Annotated in this window: 15 protein-coding genes; 7 read left to right on the forward strand and 8 right to left on the reverse strand. The window is 64.3% G+C overall.

Going from position 1 to position 16170, the window contains the following annotated elements:
• Window positions 1-17: 17 nt before the first annotated feature.
• The 4 genes from ACTXGA_RS08880 to ACTXGA_RS08895 all read right to left on the reverse strand — a co-directional run bounded on the left by ACTXGA_RS08880 (window position 18) and on the right by ACTXGA_RS08895 (window position 4044).
• Entirely contained in the window at window positions 18-890 is an 873-nt protein-coding gene (locus ACTXGA_RS08880) for a 50S ribosomal protein L11 methyltransferase (protein ID WP_443392813.1), read from the reverse strand.
• Between the two features lie 11 nt (window positions 891-901).
• Window positions 902-2311 (reverse strand): MATE family efflux transporter, encoded by a 1410-nt coding sequence (locus ACTXGA_RS08885; RefSeq protein WP_443392814.1) that lies wholly within the window; start codon window positions 2309-2311, stop codon window positions 902-904.
• A 3-nt stretch (window positions 2312-2314) separates the two neighbouring features.
• The gene (locus tag ACTXGA_RS08890) at window positions 2315-3544 is read right to left on the reverse strand and encodes an MFS transporter (RefSeq protein WP_443392816.1); all 1230 of its coding nucleotides are present in this window, start codon (window positions 3542-3544) and stop codon (window positions 2315-2317) included.
• A 65-nt stretch (window positions 3545-3609) separates the two neighbouring features.
• Entirely contained in the window at window positions 3610-4044 is a 435-nt protein-coding gene (locus tag ACTXGA_RS08895; protein WP_443392818.1) for a cupin domain-containing protein, read from the reverse strand.
• 231 nt (window positions 4045-4275) lie between these two features.
• Here ACTXGA_RS08895 and ACTXGA_RS08900 point away from each other — a divergent pair, with 231 nt between their 5' ends.
• Window positions 4276-5337, forward strand: coding sequence for a YeeE/YedE family protein (locus ACTXGA_RS08900; RefSeq protein ID WP_443392820.1), 1062 nt, complete (start codon window positions 4276-4278; stop codon window positions 5335-5337).
• 63 nt (window positions 5338-5400) lie between these two features.
• Here ACTXGA_RS08900 and ACTXGA_RS08905 read toward each other — a convergent pair whose 3' ends face one another.
• Window positions 5401-8163, reverse strand: coding sequence for a hypothetical protein (locus tag ACTXGA_RS08905; protein ID WP_443392822.1), 2763 nt, complete (start codon window positions 8161-8163; stop codon window positions 5401-5403).
• Window positions 8164-8302: 139 nt separating this feature from the next.
• Between ACTXGA_RS08905 and ACTXGA_RS08910 the strand changes: the two genes are divergently transcribed.
• A complete protein-coding gene (locus ACTXGA_RS08910; RefSeq protein ID WP_443392823.1) occupies window positions 8303-8989 on the forward strand; it encodes a thiamine diphosphokinase in 687 nt (228 codons plus the stop codon).
• On the opposite strand, the gene ACTXGA_RS08915 is transcribed toward ACTXGA_RS08910, so the two are convergent.
• The 3 genes from ACTXGA_RS08915 to map are packed head-to-tail and all read right to left on the reverse strand — an operon-like array spanning window position 8910 to window position 11937.
• Window positions 8910-9860 carry a DMT family transporter gene (locus ACTXGA_RS08915; RefSeq protein ID WP_443392825.1) on the reverse strand — a complete coding sequence of 317 codons (951 nt, stop codon included), beginning with the start codon at window positions 9858-9860 and terminating at the stop codon, window positions 8910-8912. The genes ACTXGA_RS08910 and ACTXGA_RS08915 overlap by 80 nt on opposite strands.
• 56 nt (window positions 9861-9916) lie before the next feature.
• Window positions 9917-11116, reverse strand: a complete 1200-nt coding sequence (locus tag ACTXGA_RS08920) for an MFS transporter (protein WP_443392826.1) — start codon at window positions 11114-11116, stop codon at window positions 9917-9919.
• 11 nt (window positions 11117-11127) lie between these two features.
• Window positions 11128-11937, reverse strand: coding sequence for a type I methionyl aminopeptidase (gene map / locus ACTXGA_RS08925; RefSeq protein ID WP_443392828.1), 810 nt, complete (start codon window positions 11935-11937; stop codon window positions 11128-11130).
• 151 nt (window positions 11938-12088) lie between these two features.
• On the opposite strand from map, the gene ACTXGA_RS08930 reads away from it, so the two are divergent.
• The 5 genes from ACTXGA_RS08930 (at window position 12089) to ACTXGA_RS08950 (ending at window position 16161) form a co-directional block, all read left to right on the forward strand.
• Window positions 12089-12745 carry a hypothetical protein gene (locus ACTXGA_RS08930; RefSeq protein WP_443392830.1) on the forward strand — a complete coding sequence of 219 codons (657 nt, stop codon included), beginning with the start codon at window positions 12089-12091 and terminating at the stop codon, window positions 12743-12745.
• A gap of 59 nt (window positions 12746-12804) precedes the next feature.
• Window positions 12805-13464, forward strand: coding sequence for a histidine phosphatase family protein (locus ACTXGA_RS08935; RefSeq protein ID WP_443392832.1), 660 nt, complete (start codon window positions 12805-12807; stop codon window positions 13462-13464).
• A gap of 65 nt (window positions 13465-13529) precedes the next feature.
• Window positions 13530-14585, forward strand: a complete 1056-nt coding sequence (locus tag ACTXGA_RS08940) for a saccharopine dehydrogenase (protein ID WP_443392834.1) — start codon at window positions 13530-13532, stop codon at window positions 14583-14585.
• Window positions 14582-15712, forward strand: a complete 1131-nt coding sequence (locus ACTXGA_RS08945; protein WP_443392836.1) for a saccharopine dehydrogenase C-terminal domain-containing protein — start codon at window positions 14582-14584, stop codon at window positions 15710-15712. Before ACTXGA_RS08940 ends, ACTXGA_RS08945 begins: the two co-directional genes overlap by 4 nt.
• Entirely contained in the window at window positions 15709-16161 is a 453-nt protein-coding gene (locus ACTXGA_RS08950; RefSeq protein ID WP_443392838.1) for a hypothetical protein, read from the forward strand. Before ACTXGA_RS08945 ends, ACTXGA_RS08950 begins: the two co-directional genes overlap by 4 nt.
• Window positions 16162-16170: the final 9 nt, after the last annotated feature.

Raw genomic sequence — 16170 nt, forward strand, 5'->3', positions numbered from 1 at the left:
GGCCGCGTTAATGCAGGTTACGGGTTCTTTCGCATAGTCAGGGTTACCCAATCGCCGATCACATCACGGCGGATTTGGGGCATGCCCAAAGCGGTATAGACCTCGACCACCTCATCCGCTTGCCGCGTCAGGATACCCGACAGGATGGCATAGCCGCCTGGGGCCAGATGCGTAGACATGTCTGGCGCAAGATCGATCAGCGGTTGCTTCAGAATGTTCGCAAAAACAAGATCATAGGGGGCACGTCGGTGCAGGTCCGGATGATCGAAACCCGCCGCCTCGACACAGATCACCTTGTCGGTCAGGTCATTGGCGCGGACGTTGGCCTCTGCCACGTCCACCGCGACTTCGTCGATATCCGAAGCGATGGCCGTGTCAGGCCAGATCCGCGCGGCGCCCATCGCTAGAACAGCCGTTCCGCAGCCGATGTCGGCCACGCTACGCCCGACAAAACCTTCGTTGGCCAGACGATCAAGCGCCTCCAGACAGCCCTGAGTCGTTCCGTGGTGGCCCGTACCAAAGGCCATTGCGGCCTCGATCAGCAGCGGTTCCGCGCCTTCGGGGATCTTGTCGGCGTCGTGGCTGCCGTAGACAAAGAATCGCCCCGCCTCCACCGGCGTCAGTTCGCGCCGGACCTTGTCGACCCAATCGGTGTCCGGCACTTCGGAGACCACAAAGGGTTTGGCGGAAAAGGCGGCTGCCAGCAGAGCCAGCTCCACATCGTTGGGTTCTTCGGTGAAATAGCCCCCCACCTCCCAGGTGCCAGAGCCGTCTTCGATCTCGAAAACGCCGACACCTGTCGGTTCCGGGTCAAGCTCTTCCATGGCGAGGCCCAGCGCCTCTGCCTGGTCCTGCGTGGTCAGCTTGGTAAAGGCGGTGTAGGTGGGCATGGCGTATCCTGTCAGCGGCGACGATAGCGGTTCGGGTCCCGGTAGGCCCGTCGCTCGCTCAGGTCAAGCCATGGCAATGGTCCGTCGCCAATGGAGCGCACGTAGCGCCAGCCAATCAGACCGGCCACGAGGCCCATGATGACCCCGACCCCCGCCTGCGCGTAGACGACGCCGGGCGCGGCAAAGACGGCGGAGAACCACAGCGCCGCAGGCCACATCAGCGCCCCCTCGCGCAGCCAGCTGAGAGCGGATGCCCAGAGCGGACGACCCAGCGTGTTGAGCGCCGCATTCGACACGAACAACAAGCCGCCCAGCGTGAAGGACGCCGCGCCGACATGTGAAAAGGCGCGCAGCACCTCGGCTGCCTCCCCCGACAGGCCGAAACCCTCCGCGATGAAGCCCGACAGCGTCATGAGGATCCCCCAGGCCGTCGCGGCGTAGACGATGCAAAACAGGGCGGCATCGCGATAGGTCTGGCGCAGCCGGTCGAACCGCCGCGCGCCAAAGTTTTGACCGAAGATCCCGCCGATGGCCCCGCCGAGGGACATCAACCCCGCAAAGGCCACAACCGTCAGCCGGTTGACCACCGCCCAGCCCGCAACGGCGGTATCACCATAGCTTGCGATAACGCTGGTCAGCAGGAAATTCCCGAACGGGGTCGCCATCTGGGTCACCATGGCCGGAATTGCCACGGCCAGCAGCGTTCTGCCATGACGCAGCACGATCCCGACCGCAGGGCGCGCCAGCAGGTTGTTCCGGCCTACCGCGAACCACATCGCCAGACCGGCCATGATGATACGAAACGTCCAGATGCTCAGCGCCGCCCCGTCCAGACCCAGTTCCAGAACGTAGATCAGCACGGGATCCAAGACGAGCATGACAAGCCCGCCGCCCATGGTCACCATCATCGCCTGCCGGGCCAGCCCCTCGGCCCGCAGGACCGCGCTGCCGGTCAACCCGACCGCCATGATCGCCAGTGAGGGCATCGAAAGCGCAACATAGCGCGCGGCGAGCGCCAGCGCCTCGCCCTCTGCCCCGACGCTCTGTAGGAACGGCACGCGAAAGGTGACGATGATGGCAGCGGTCAGAAGTTGCACCAATACCGTCAACAGCATCCCGGCTGCGCCCTGCTCACGCGCCAGCGCCCGTTCTCCGCGCCCGATGCTGCGCGACACCACCGCCGTTGTGGCAATCATGAGGCCGACGCCGATCGAGACCGCAAAGAACTGCACCGCAAAGGCGTACCCGATGGCCGCCATCAGAATCGGCTGATCCAGTTGCGACAGCCAGAACAGGTTGGCCGCATCGACGACAAAAACGAAGGTGATCCCGGCCGCGCCGGTCAGCGTCATGCGGATCACATGCCCAAGGGTCGAGCCGCTCAGAAACCGTCCTTCGCCCTGCGCCGCTGTATCGGCCACGGATTACTCTGCCGGGGTCGGCAAGGCCGCGCTAAAGATCGTTTCGTTGCCTGGTTCGGGATGCCGCGGGATCATCATGGCCAGCGCAAGACTGCCCAGCGCCATGCCGGTCGCCATTCCGAATACCGCCCCCGGAGAATAGAGCCAGAGATACCCAAGCAGCGCCGGCAGAAAGACCGCCGCAATATGGTTGATGGTAAAGGCCACGGCAGCGGTGGGCGCGATATCACCGGGATCTGCGATCTTCTGGAAATAGGTTTTCAGCGCCAGAGCCATCGCAAAGAACAGGTGGTCAATCACATAGAGCGCCGCAGCAAGGAACACGCCCCAGCCGAACCAGTAGATCCCGCCGTACAGGAAGAACACGATGGCAAGCCCGACGTATTCAAATATCAGGGTATTGCGCTCACCGAACTTGAACACCGCCCGGCCAAAGACCGGCCCGATCACCATGTTGGCCACAAGGTTGATCAGGTACAGCGCCGTGACTTCATGCACCTCGAACCCGAAGCGTTCGACCATCATGAAACCGGCAAAAACGACAAAGATCTGCCGCCGCGCGCCCGACATGAATTGCAGGGCATAATACAGCCAGTACCGGCGGCGCAGGATGAACTTCTTGACCTGCGGGTTGGGGCTTTCGAATTGTGGATAGGCCAGCGCGGCAAAGGCCACGATGGCGAGAGTCAGCCCCCCCGACACCATGTAGACAAAGTTGTAGGACAAGTCCCACGCTTCCCACGTCATCACGATGGCGCCATAGGCGATCAGCGTGGCCCCCGATCCAGCGGCGATCAGCCAGCCCAGCATCTGCGGCGCGCGATCCTTGGGCAACCACTGCAATTGCAGGCTCTGGTTGACCGTCTCGTAATAGTGGAACCCGATAGAACTGAGCAGCGTGATGAACAGCAACCCGCCCATGCTGGGAAACAGCGCGGTCAGCGCCGTGGCCACGCCCAACAGGACAAGCGACACCAGCGCCAGCACCTGTTCCCGCATCACCAGCAGGACGGCGATCACACCAATTGCCAGAAAGCCGGGGATTTCGCGCACCGTGTGCAGCCAGCCGATGTCCTTGCCGTCAAAGTTCGCCGCTTCGATGACAAAGTTGTTCAGCAGCGCCGACCAGGTGGCAAACGAGAGCGGCATGGCAATCGCCATGAGCGTCAGCAGCGCCGCAGGGCGGCGCCACAGGGGCAATGTGTGTGCGTCGTTCAGGGAAACCGGGGTCATGGCTTCGCTTTACGCCCTGCACGCGGGTTTGGCGAGTAGGCTAATTCTGCGTCAGCGCACAGTCTTCAGGCCATCTGCGCAGCGCTGAACCGGTATTCCACATCGGCGAAACGGTCGCGCGGGAACACATAGAGGAACCGCAAACCGTCCGGACCGGCCACTGTTCCGTGCTCGGCATCTCCGGGAATGTAAAGCGCCGTGCCCGGCGTCAATTCATGCGCCACGCCGTCGATCGTGACCACACCGGAACCGTCGAGCCCGAAATAGATCTCAGCCGGGCTGTGCCGGTGCGGCAGCAGCGTGCCGCCCTCGCCGAATTCGGCAACGCCCATCACCATGCTCGAGGTCGCAGTCTTGTCGCCCGAAAACAGCGTCCGCCAGCGGACCGTGCCAAAGGCGGGATCCTCTCCCCCTTCCAGCGGTGCGTGGTTGGCGTTGGACACAACGGGGATTGCAGCCAATGCGGCAGCGGTCAGGTCGAATTGCAGAGTATCGGTCACGGCGCCCTCCATTGGCTTGTTCTGTTTCGCCTCGTCGCCCGAATCAGCCACCCCCGACGCGCCCGGAAACGACCACGGCGTCGCAATTGAACCGTGATGCCAAATTCGCCATGCATCGCAGTCAAATCGCGACTTCGCGCGGCTTTTCAACGACATGGGCGCGGCTGATCTGAATCAAGGCAAGCAGGCTGCACTTGCAGCAAAACCGCTGAAATCGCGCAAGGAGACCCCATGGATATCGTTCCCCTGATCGACCGGATCGGAGAGAGCCCGACCGCAGCGCTGTTCGGCCTGCTTACTGGCGTGATCTTTGGCGTCGCGGCCCAGCGTTCGCGATTTTGCCTGCGTGCGGCAGTTGTCGAATTCGCCCGAGGCATGATGCAGGACAAGGTCGCGGTCTGGCTCCTGACCTTTTCCACCGCCGTGGTCTGGGTGCAGGGCGCGCAATTGCTGGGACTGGTCGACACCGCAGAGGCACGGATGATGGCAGTGCCGGGCAGCTGGTCCGGCGCGGTGATCGGCGGCCTGATGTTTGGCGCCGGCATGGTTCTGGCGCGCGGCTGTTCCGGCCGGTTGCTGGTGCTGGCGGCCACCGGCAACCTGAGGTCTGTCGTGTCAGGCCTGATCTTTGCCGTTGTGGCGCAGATGTCGCTGACCGGATGGCTGGCCCCGGTGCGGGACAAGCTGGCCGCGCTCTGGATCACATCCGGCGGCCGCAACATGGACCTGCTGGCCGCCTCGCACCTGCCCCGAGAGGCCGGGCTGGTCATCGGTCTGGCGGTGGCCTTGCTAGCGCTGGAACTCAGCCGTCGCAATCGCATCGGCTTTTCGCGGCTGGTGTTCGCCTCCGGCGTCGGATTTGCCGCCGCCGTGGGGTATGGCCTGACCTATGAACTCAGCCGGGTCGCCTTTGACCCCGTTCAGATCGAAAGCCTGACCTTCACCGGCCCCTCCGCCAACACCCTGATGTTCTTCCTTGATCGCAACGCCCTGTTGGAATTCGACATCGGCCTCGTGCCCGGTGTCGTTGTCGGGTCCTTCCTTGCGGCCTGGGTGGGTGGCGATCTGAAGTTTCAGGGTTTTGAAGGCCCGACCCCGATGCGGAATGCCATGGTCGGTGCCGCCCTGATGGGCTTTGGCGGCATGCTGGCAGGCGGGTGCGCCATTGGCGCGGGCGTTTCCGGCGGCTCGATCTTTGCCGGAACCGCGTGGCTGGCGTTGTTCTGCATGTGGATCGGCGGGATGAGCATGGATGCCATCCTTGGCGGTCGCGGACAGCCCGCGCACGTCTGATCCGCAATAAGGTAAGGCCCCCGCGTCAGGTGACGCGGGGGCCTTTTTCTGTGGTCCGAAGGTTCAGCCGTTGGCTGCGCGGTCCGGTTTGAAGCTGATGGTCTCAGCCGCCGTGAACCGCCCGCCCGAGGTCTTGCGGATCTTGCCCTCACGCAGCAGCTGTCCAAAGCTGCGCAGCCGATCCTCACGAGAGCTGTCCGTGACCTCGGCCTGCCGCAGGGTCGTCATCAACTGCGGACGCGAGAACTGATCGCGGCCTTCGACGTAGGACATATAGGCCGCTGCCGCTTCCAGCAATTCCGGCAGATCCGACGCGCCGACACTTTGCGCATAGAGGGCGAATTCGCTGTTTTCGCCATCGGGTCCCGCAGAGGTCTGCTCGACAGGCGGGTTGGCGCGGCGCACCCGGCGCGGACGAACCGGCGCGGCGGGGGTCGCTGCAACGGTTTCCGCCTTGGGCTGCGGGGCCTCTACCGGCCGCACAAGCTGATCAGCCACCAGTTTCAGCGGCGACCCCGGCGCAGGGGCCGATTCAGGGCGGGCCTGCCGCACACCGGTGCTTTGCGGGCGGCGGGGACGCACCACGCTGGCAAGATCCTCACGGTAGGGTTCCTGCTCTTCGGCGGCATCCGACTTGCGGCCCAACAGGCGGTCGGCCTTGGTTGCAGCGACTGCGGCGCGCAGATGCGCGATGGCGCTGCGGCGGCGATTGCCTTCCGGCTCGTCCAGCTCCGAGTTGGTCTGATCCAGAAGACGCGAGGTATCGTCGTCCGCCACCTCCTGCTCTGTCAGAAGGGCGCGCGCCGGGCTGGCCATCTTGACCGCCTTGCGGGCCGAGTCGTGAACCGCCTCCCGCTCTTCGTCGTCCCACTCGTCGTCCAGATCGTCTTCCAGCTGGTCGTCCGCCTCTGCGGCCCAGTCTTCGTTCCAGTCCTCGTCCGAGGTTTGAACGGGGTGCTCAAGGCGCAGAGGAGCCAGGGCTTCAGGGGCGTCGACCTCTTCCGGCACCTGTGCGGCTACGGCCGCTTCCAGGATTGCTGCGTCGTCCAAATCCTCGTCGTCGTCCAGCTCCAGCTCAACCTCATCATCGAACACCAGCTCGTCTTCGCGCTTCAGTTCCAGCTCGTCGTCGTCAAACCGCAGAGCCTCACGTTCGGGCCCGTCGGCCTCGGCGCTGTCTGTCTCGGGCTCGACTTCATCTTCGTCCCAGGCACCGAAATCGCTCGCCAGTTCGGCCTTTACGGCGGCCAATTCGCGGGCAAGCTCTTCTTCCTCTTCCGGCGTCAAGCTGCTTTCCGAAACCGGCGCAGGTGTCGGGGCCGGTTCGTCCAAGATCTCTTCCAGCCTGCCGTCGTCGATCGCTTGCTCAAAGGCCGCGCGCTTGACCTTGACCACACGGGCACGCACCGGCGCCACACCCGGAACCTGCTCAGGCATCGGGGTGAAGGCGGCGGGTTCGTCCTGCTCGGCCTCGGCCAGGTCCGCTTCCGGCTCGGGCTGGTCGATCTCGTCTTCTTCGAACTCCTCGAACATGGGCTTGGGCGCAGCCTCTGCGGCCCATGCCTGATCAAGCGCGGTTTCTGCGGCGTCGAAATCGTCGAAATCTGCCTCGGCCCGGTCGAAATCTTCGTCCGCGTCATCGTGCTCGGCGTCATCTTGCGATGCGATTGCTGCGCCACCGACCAAGGCGGCAACGGCCGCGGTTGCCGCGGCGACGGGGGTCACGGCGTCACGCTCGTCGTCGTCATCCTCATCGACCATCAGGTCGGCAACGGCGGCATCCAGTGCGCCATCGTCCGTTTCCGGATCGCTGTCGTCCTCCAGGGCCTCTGCCGTCAGATCGGCGGCATCGGCGTCGCCGCTTTCGACCACCAACTCACCCAGCAGCGACTCGAGCGCATCGGGGACATCGCCCGGCTCTGCCGCGTCCAGGTCCAGCGCCTCGGGCTCCGTTGCTAAACCCGTTTCCGGCACGGGCTCCACCTCTGGAGTCCAATCCATTTCCGGTGCGAGATCCGTCTCCGGTGCAAGGTCCATTTCCGGCGCATAGTCCGTCACCGGCGCAAAATCCGTCTCCGGCGCAAGCACCATGTCCGGTGTAAGGTCCAGCGGCTCCTGCATCTCCGGCTCTGGATCAGCCGCAACCGGCTCCGGTTCCACTGCCTCGATTTCCTGGGTCAGCGACTCAGCGATGAGCACGGGATCCGGTTCCGAGACAGGCTCGGCCACGGGTTCCACGGCCTCCATCTCTGGCTCGTCGATCACGTCAGGTTCGGCAGTCTCTTCGTCTTCTTCGGCCTGCGCCACGACGGCGCGGATGCGGTCCAGTTTGGCCGCGATATCGTCCGGAGCGGAGGCTAGCGGAGCAAGCGCAGCCTCCGTTCCGTCGAGTGCCGTTTCGCCCAGATCATCCCCCAGCGAGGGATCGGCGTCATCCAGCACGGTTCTTTCGGTCAGAACGGCGGTCGCTTCGATGGTGTCATCGTCTGGCAGCAGCGCATCGGTGTCCGTCACGTCGGCGGGGCCGGCGTTGAACGCCGCCGCCATCGCCCCGGCAGAGGCCGCTGCGGCCATCACACGGGGCGGGCTGCCCAACGACAGGGTGCCGCCGGTCTTGCCGCTGTCGGCCAGCCGGTCACGCAGGTATTCGGATGCGAGTTCCGGATCGAACTGCGGCGGCTCGGCCCCAAAGAAGCGGTCTTCGCCCACGACGCCCCGGAAAAAATGCGTAGTTTCCTTGACCACATCGAGGGGATCGTCAAATCCTTCGGCGGTGCAGGAGAACGTGCCGTAGGAAACGGTCAGGATCTTGCTCGAACTCGACATCGTGCTGCTCACTTTCTTTCGTTCTGCAACAGTGTGTTTACTACGTTGACCGGGACGAAAGCTGACCGAATCTGTGCCCGCAAGCGTATCATTTCGTGACCGGATTGTGATCTGTTTCCCAAAACGCCATTAATCCGCCATGAAAACTAAAATTGTTCAAAGCGGCAATCCCGTAGTTCTGATCGGCGGAGGAGCCTGTGATCCTTCGGTTTTGGCCACTGTTGTCGCCGCTGCGGAAACGGTTGTGGCGGCAGATGGCGGCGCGCTGCGGGTGTTGGAACTCGGGCGGATGCCAGACGCGGTTTATGGCGACATGGATTCGCTGCCCCCCGAGATACAGAATCAGCTTGCCCCCGGAGTCCTGCGTCCCATCGCGGAACAGGACAGCACCGATTTCGACAAATGCCTGCGCCATGTCGATGCGCCTCTGATCCTTGGCTACGGCTTTCTGGGCAAGCGTCTGGACCACCAGCTGTCTGCCATGACGGTGCTGGCACGACGGCCCGACAAAAGGTGCCTGCTGATCGGGGACGAGGACGTGGTGGTATTGTGCCCGCCAGAGCTGTCGCTGGACCTTACGCCCGGGACACGCCTGTCTCTCTACCCGATGGGGGCTGTTACGGGGCGATCCACGGGGTTGCGCTGGCCCATCGACGGGCTGACTTTTTCGCCTGCGGCAACAGTCGGCACCTCGAACGAGGTCACAGGCCCGGTCCATCTGTCGCTGGACGAACCGCTGATGCTGCTCATCCTGCCGGTGGCGTGCCTGAATGAACTGCTTGCGGGGCTGGCCGCTTCGCCCGGTGCATGGCCCGCTCACGCATGACGATATAAAGGCCCGAGGCCATCGTCACCGCGATCCCGACAGTGGCCAGCGGGCCGGGCAAATCGCCGAACAGCGCAAATCCGACCGCCGTGGCAAAGGGGATTTCAAGGTACTGCATCGGCGCAAGCGTGGACGCCGGCGCATAACGCAGCGACCATGTCATCAAGAGGTGCGCACAGGTTCCGGCTGTTCCCATCAAGGCAATCAGCCACCAGCCATGGCCCGTCGGCTCTGTCCATGCAAGTTCGGGAAGGGCCTCCGCCGAGGTGAGTGCCATCAGCGGCCCCATCAGGACCAATGCGATCAACGCAGACACCGCCTGCATACCGATCGGGTCCGTATGTCCGGCAATCCGGCGCGTCACCAGCATGAAAAACGCAAAGACAACCGCCACGCCCAAGGGCAGCAGCGCGGGCCAGCCCACGTCCGAAAACGCCGGCTGCACCACCAGCAGGGTCCCCACGAAACCGACCGCACAGGCCGCAAGGCGCCGCCAGCCGACCTCTTCGCCAAGAAACCAGAAGCCCAGCAGCAACATGATGAAGGGCATCACATAGGCGATGGCGATAGCATCCGCCAAAGGCAGGTACAGCAGCGAGGTGAACACCAGTGCGATGCCGCAGATATGCAGCAGGGTCCGCAGGAACACGAACCCAAAGGTCGGCAGGTCCATCCGCCAGACCCGCCCGGTCATCACCGTCAACGGCACCAGTATCAGTGCCTGAAAGGCAAAGCGCAGCAAGACCAACTGCCCCACCGCCATCTCCGGGCCCAGCAGCTTGGCCAATGCGTCGGCAAAGGGGGCCAAAACGCAAAAGCCAAGCATCAAGGCAATGCCAAGCAGCGGGCGATCAGTATCGGAGGTGTTCATGCGGGGACACTAGGCCGCGCTGCCCGGGATTGAAAAGTGGAAAGGCACCCCGCGTTTCAAAGCGTTCCCGCCTGCCGCCGTGCGGCACGGTCCGACCAGATCATTGCCCCCAACGCGGCGATAGCCACCACTGAGGCCACCGGCCCAAGAACCATTAATCCGCCCGTCTCCACGACCAGGCTTCCCAGGGCAGAGCCAGAAGCCACACCCATGTAGATCGAGGCCGCATGCAGTGACATCAGGACCGGCGCCAGTTCTGGCGCCAAACCGACCAGCCGCAACTGCTGCGAGGGCGAAAAACACCAGCCGACCAGTGACCAGGCAAAGATGAACCCCAGCAGCAGGACACCGGGCATGGGCAACAAGCCGTAGACCGGCAGGCACAGCGCCTCGAGGATACAGATCAGGCCAAGGCTGCGCGCCGGGCCAAGGCGATCGGCCATCACTCCGCCCAGCAGGTTGCCAAGCGGTGCGCCGAATCCGAACAGCAGCAGGGAAAGGCTGATACCGTCCCGCCCGTAACCCATGGTCTGCGACAACAGCGGCGGCAGATAGGTGTAGACCATGTAGATCGCCGACAGGAACACCACCGTGAACCCGACGGTCAGCAGGGTGACGTGATCTTTCAGCCTGCCGCCCAGATCACGCAGCGACACCGGAGAGAACCGCAAGCCGCGCGGCACATAGGTCCAGACCAGCCAGATGCAGGCCGCGCCCATGGCGGAGACCAGCACAAAGACGCTGCGCCAGCCAAAGGTGTAGGACAACCAACTGCCCACCGGCACCCCTGCCACCTGCGCAAGGGTCAGACCCAGGAAAACCTTGGACATGGTCCGCCCGCGACGTTCGGGCGGCGACAGGACGGCGGCAATGGCCAGCGCCACCGGCGTCACCATGCCCGCGCCCGCTGCAGCGATCACACGGGCCGGATAAAGCAGCGCCATGCCCGGCGCCAGCGCCGCGCCAAGTGTCGCCAGCGTGAAGACACTCAACCCCATCGCCAACACCCGGCGCCGCCCCATCTTGCCCGACAGGGCGACAAGAACCGGTGAGGTCAGCGCATAAGCCACGGAATAGACGGTCAGCAGCCCCGCCACCGATGTCACCGAAACCGACAGCCCCTCTGCCATGGGTTCGATCATCCCGATCAGGGCAAAGGCCCCCATGCCGATCACGAAATTGCAGATGGACAGGATCAGGTAGACGCCTGTCGGTTCGGTTTCGCCGGAATGGTCCGATGGGGGCGTGGCGGTCAAACGCTCCGCGCTCAGTAGGTCGGGTGGAATCTGTCCGCAGGCGACAGGGTAAATATCTCGACCCCGTCCGCCGTCACGCCAACCGAATGCTCGAACTGCGCCGACAGGGATTTGTCCCGCGTGACAGCCGTCCAGTCATCGGCCAGAACCTTGGTTTCCGGACGGCCAAGGTTTACCATCGGCTCGATGGTAAAGAACATGCCCTCTTCCAGCACCGGGCCGGTGCCTTCGCGGCCATAATGCAGGACGTTGGGTGGCGCGTGGAACACCGTTCCCAGACCGTGACCGCAGAAATCGCGCACAACCGACATGCGGTTCGCCTCGACAAAGCTCTGGATCGCATAGCCGATGTCACCGAACGTGTTGCCGGGTTTCACCGCCTCGATCCCTTTCATCAGGGAATCATGCGTCACCTGGATCAGCCGCTCTGCCCGGCGCGACAGCTTGCCCGCGACATACATGCGGCTGGTGTCGCCGAACCAGCCATCGACGATCACGGTGACGTCGATGTTCAGGATATCGCCATCCTTCAGCTTCTTGTCGCCGGGGATACCGTGGCAAACCACGTGGTTCACGCTGATGCAGGTGGCGTGCTGATAGCCCTTGTACCCAATGGTTGCCGATGTGGCCCCCTCTTCAGTCACGCGGCGTTCGATAAAGGCATCGATCGCGCCGGTGGTCTGTCCGGGGTAGACATGCTCCGCCACCTCGTCCAGCAGCTGCGCGGCCAGCCGCCCGGCCACGCGCATGCCTTCGAAATCCGCGGGGGAATGAATGCGAATACCATCACGCGTCAAACTGTGGCCCGACTTGTCTTTCACGTCTCGTCCTCGGATGTTTTCCCCTATCTAGCGGTCAACGACCGGATTTGCCAGTAGGGGCGGCCATGCACAGGTGCAATGGCTGTGACACTTGCCCTTTTTCCGGTCCCCCCGCTACTCTTTGCCCAAACCCCAATCGGAGGATACGCCCATGGCCGCCCCGCTCCGCCTGATCGCGACCACGCTGCTGGTAGCGGCAACCGCCCTACCCGTCCAAGCGCAGGACAGCGCCTGCCACGACCGCATCGCCGCCATGTTCACCGGCGGCGCGCTGGACCCGTTTGTGCGTCCGCCCCACCGGTTCACCAACACCGTAACCAGCCCCGAAGGCGACACGCGCTATGCCTTCCTGACCATCTGGGACAGTCCCGCGCGCAGCATTTCCGGCATTATCGGCACCGGCCCTTTCACGCTGGTGATCGACGGCGACAGCTGGACCGGTCCAGCCCCCGAAGGCCCGTGGACCGCCGCCCCCAACATGCTGCCCGACGATTATGAGGGTTTTCAGCGCGCGCAACTGGCGCAGATGCTGGCCAATCTCACCGACACCACCTGTCACGGTACGGTCGAACTGGACGGGACGACCTACGACAAGGTGGAATACGTCTCGCGGACCGACCCGAATGAGGACATGGGCGGCGCATGGTTCGGCGGACGCAACATTGTCTACCTCGATCCCGACAGCCAGCGGGTCATGCGCTGGGAACTGACCGATTTCGTCAGCTCTTTTGCGCCTGAGTTGAACAAGGATATCCACGTTCAGGTCTTTACCTACGATCCGTCGATTTCCCTGTCGCGTCCGGACTGACCCTTTCCCTCGGCCCGCGCCCGGCGTATCAGCGCCTCGCGCATTGCAGAGGCTGACCGATGTCCTTCATCACGCTCGTCCGCCACGGACAGGCCATTTCCGCCGCCCGGACAGAGGGCGAATATGACCGTCTCAGCGATCTGGGCTGGCAACAGGCCCGCTGGCTGGGCGGGTATTTCAAACAGACCGGCGACACCTTCGCCCGCGTCTACACCGGCACCCTGCGCCGCCATATCGAAACCGCCGAGGGCATCGCCGCCAATTGCGCTACGCCGCCGGTCAGCGACCCGCGCCTGAACGAGATGGCCTATTTTGACCTGTCGGCGCTGATGGAGGCGCAGCACGGCATTGCGATCCCCGACGGCCGCGAAGAATTCATCCGCCACATCCCGATACTGCTGGACTACTGGCGCGAGGGACGGATCAAGGATGCCCCGGAAAGCTGGGACAGCTTTGAGGCCCGCGTGAACGAAGCGTTGACGGAAATCGCCGGGGGCGACGGCCGTGCGCTGATCGTGACCTCGGGCGGGCTGATCGGGATGGCGATGCGGATCATCATGCGGCTGGACATCCCCGCAATGGCCCATGCCTGCCTCGCCATCGAAAACAGCTCTCTGCACCGGATTCAGCCGCTGTCCACCGGGCTGGCGGTGACGCAGTTCAACGCGATCCCCCATCTCGACACGCCGGAACGGCAACACGCCCGCAGCCACCTTTAGGCCCGATACCCCTTGCACCCGGCCTTTGGGACGGGTTCTCTGCCCCGAAAACCGCAGGATACGCCATGACACATCTCTGGATCCGAGCCGAAAGCCGCCCCAACGAGGAACGCACCGGCATCACCCCCGAAGGCGTCGCCGCGCTGATTGCCAAGGGCTTTCGCGTCACGGTCGAGGATTGCCCCCGCCGCATCCTGCGCCCGCAACCCTACATCGACGCCGGGGCAGAGATCGCCGCGCACGGCAGTTGGCCCGATGCGCCCAAAGACGCCATCATTCTCGGCCTCAAGGAATTGCCAGAGGACGACACGCCGCTGATCCACCGCCACATCATGTTCGGCCATGCCTACAAGGGCCAGTCGGCGGGCGCCCGCCTGTTGAAGCGTTTCGCCGCCGGTGGCGGCACACTCTATGATCTGGAGTACCTCACCGATAGCGAGGGCCGACGCGTCGCGGCCTTTGGCTATTGGGCGGGCTATGCGGGCGCCGCCGTGTCGCTGTTGGCATGGGCGGCACAGGCCGATGGCAAGACCTGCCCGCCGGTCGACACATGGCGCACCGCCGACGCGCTTCAGGACGATCTGCGCGCCGCGCTGGACATTGCTGCCTGCCCCTCAGTCATCATCATTGGCGCCAAGGGGCGCGTCGGGTCCGGCGCGCGCGACCTGTGCACGGAACTCGACATTCCCGTGACCGAATGGGACATGGCCGAAACCGCTCATGGCGGACCCTTCCCCGAAGTGCTGGACCACAGCATCTTTCTCAACTGCATCCTTGCCACCCCCGGCGTGCCGGTCTTTGTCCCGGCAAGCGCGCCAACGGACGAACGCAACCTGCGGGTCATCGGCGATATCGCCTGTGACCCGGACAGCCCGTTCAACCCGATCCCGCTGTATGATGCGGCGACCAGCTGGGCACAGCCCACAACCCGCGTCTGTGGCGCACCGCCGCTGGATATCATGGCGATCGACAACCTGCCGTCCCTGCTACCGCGCGAAAGCTCCATGGACTTCGCCGATCAGTTGCTGCCGCATCTGATGGCGCTGGACACCATAGATCAGGGCGTCTGGGGCCGCGCGCGGGAAACCTACCTGAAACACAAACCGAAGGACACGCAATGACCATCCACTGGTGCGGCACCGGCCTTTCATCCGTCCCCGGCCTGCGCCGTCTGATCGAAGGCGGCCACCCCGTCACCGTCTGGAACCGGACAGAGGCCAAGGCCCGCGAGGCGGTGGGCGATCTGACCGATGATATCCGGACCTTTGACCGCGACGCGCTGGCCGCAGATCTGCAGGCAGGTGATGTCATTGTCTCCATGCTGCCGGGTGACTGGCACGTACCGCTGGCGGAACTGGCGCTGGAGAAAGGCGCGCAGTTCGTTTCGTCCAGCTACATCTCGCCCGAGATGCGCGCGCTGGACGCCAAGGCCAAGGCAGCCGATGCGCGACTGGTGAACGAGGTCGGCCTTGATCCCGGCATCGACCACCTGATGGCGCATTGGCTGGTGGCCGACTACCGCGCCTCGGACGCCTTCGATCCGGACAACGCCCTGTCCTTCACCTCTTACTGCGGTGGCGTGCCGAAGATCCCCAATGCTTTCCGCTACAAGTTCAGCTGGGCACCGGTCGGCGTGCTCAAGGCGCTGCGCTCGCCCTCACGCTCGATCCGCCATTTCAGCGAGTTGAATGTGAACCGCCCCTGGGACGCGATCAGCCGCTATGACGCGCCGCTCTCCGCGCCCGAAAGCTTTGAGGTCTACCCAAACCGCGACAGCCTGCCCTTCATGCAGGATTACGGATTCGAAGACGCGTGGAAGGTCAAGAACTTCGTGCGCGGCACCCTGCGCCTGAACGGCTGGGCCGAGGCATGGGCCGATATCTTTGCCGAGGCCGGCACCGCCACGGACGCCCGCCTGCAGGAGATCGCCGACAAGCTGCTAGAGGAAAACGCCTATGACGAGGGAGAGCCGGACCGCGTCGTGCTCTGCGTCGCGCTGGAGGCGGAGCGGGACGGCAAGACCGTCTATCACAAGACCTACGTGATGGATGCCTGGGGTGACGCGCGCGGCAGCGCCATGGCGCGGCTGGTCTCGATCCCGGTGTCGCTGGCGGTGGAGGCGGTCCTGAACCGCGCGGTCCCCGCCGGTGTCTCCGCCGCCCCCTCTGACCCCAAGCTGGTGGCGGAGTGGATGGATGAGGTGCAGACTTTGGCCCAGCACCTGAACGTGGTGGATCATCTGGCATGATCTCGCGGGCGCTCTGCCTGACTGCGTTTCTGGCGTCTCCGGCCCTGGCCGGGGACGTCTGCCACGACATCGACGCCCGGCAGGGGTGGCAAGCCGCGGATTTCCCGGCGGGGCTGGTGCAGGGCGTTCACGCAACCGGGTTCTGGTCCGTGGCGCCTGATCTTGTCCCGGCGGGCACAAATGGCCACGGCGGGATGGACGGCAAGATGCTGGAAACCCGCGCCGAGGCGCGGCAACTGGTCAGCGCCCGCTATGGCGCCCTGCTGGTGCGGTTTGACGTACAGGGGGCCGCGCAGACGATGGACTGGGCCCGCTTTCACAGCGCCATCGACATGGCCGGCACGTTCAACATGAACCTCGACGTGATCGAATTCCGCATCAACGAAGGCAATGCAGATCTGACCGACAACAGCGGTGCGCTGTCGGTCTGCTTTCGCTACCCGAACTGAGGACCAAGG

Origin of the sequence: Antarctobacter jejuensis, from assembly GCF_052266595.1 — a bacterium.
GTDB lineage: Bacteria > Pseudomonadota > Alphaproteobacteria > Rhodobacterales > Rhodobacteraceae > Antarctobacter > Antarctobacter jejuensis.

Coding starts and splice junctions, on each gene's coding strand:
- ACTXGA_RS08880 (WP_443392813.1), bottom strand. CDS start 890: ATGCCCACCTACACCGCCTTTACCAAGCTGACCACGCAGGACCAGGCA.
- ACTXGA_RS08890 (WP_443392816.1), bottom strand. CDS start 3,544: ATGACCCCGGTTTCCCTGAACGACGCACACACATTGCCCCTGTGGCGC.
- ACTXGA_RS08900 (WP_443392820.1), top strand. CDS start 4,276: ATGGATATCGTTCCCCTGATCGACCGGATCGGAGAGAGCCCGACCGCA.
- ACTXGA_RS08905 (WP_443392822.1), bottom strand. CDS start 8,163: ATGTCGAGTTCGAGCAAGATCCTGACCGTTTCCTACGGCACGTTCTCC.
- ACTXGA_RS08910 (WP_443392823.1), top strand. CDS start 8,303: ATGAAAACTAAAATTGTTCAAAGCGGCAATCCCGTAGTTCTGATCGGC.
- ACTXGA_RS08915 (WP_443392825.1), bottom strand. CDS start 9,860: ATGAACACCTCCGATACTGATCGCCCGCTGCTTGGCATTGCCTTGATG.
- ACTXGA_RS08930 (WP_443392830.1), top strand. CDS start 12,089: ATGGCCGCCCCGCTCCGCCTGATCGCGACCACGCTGCTGGTAGCGGCA.
- ACTXGA_RS08935 (WP_443392832.1), top strand. CDS start 12,805: ATGTCCTTCATCACGCTCGTCCGCCACGGACAGGCCATTTCCGCCGCC.
- ACTXGA_RS08940 (WP_443392834.1), top strand. CDS start 13,530: ATGACACATCTCTGGATCCGAGCCGAAAGCCGCCCCAACGAGGAACGC.
- ACTXGA_RS08945 (WP_443392836.1), top strand. CDS start 14,582: ATGACCATCCACTGGTGCGGCACCGGCCTTTCATCCGTCCCCGGCCTG.
- ACTXGA_RS08950 (WP_443392838.1), top strand. CDS start 15,709: ATGATCTCGCGGGCGCTCTGCCTGACTGCGTTTCTGGCGTCTCCGGCC.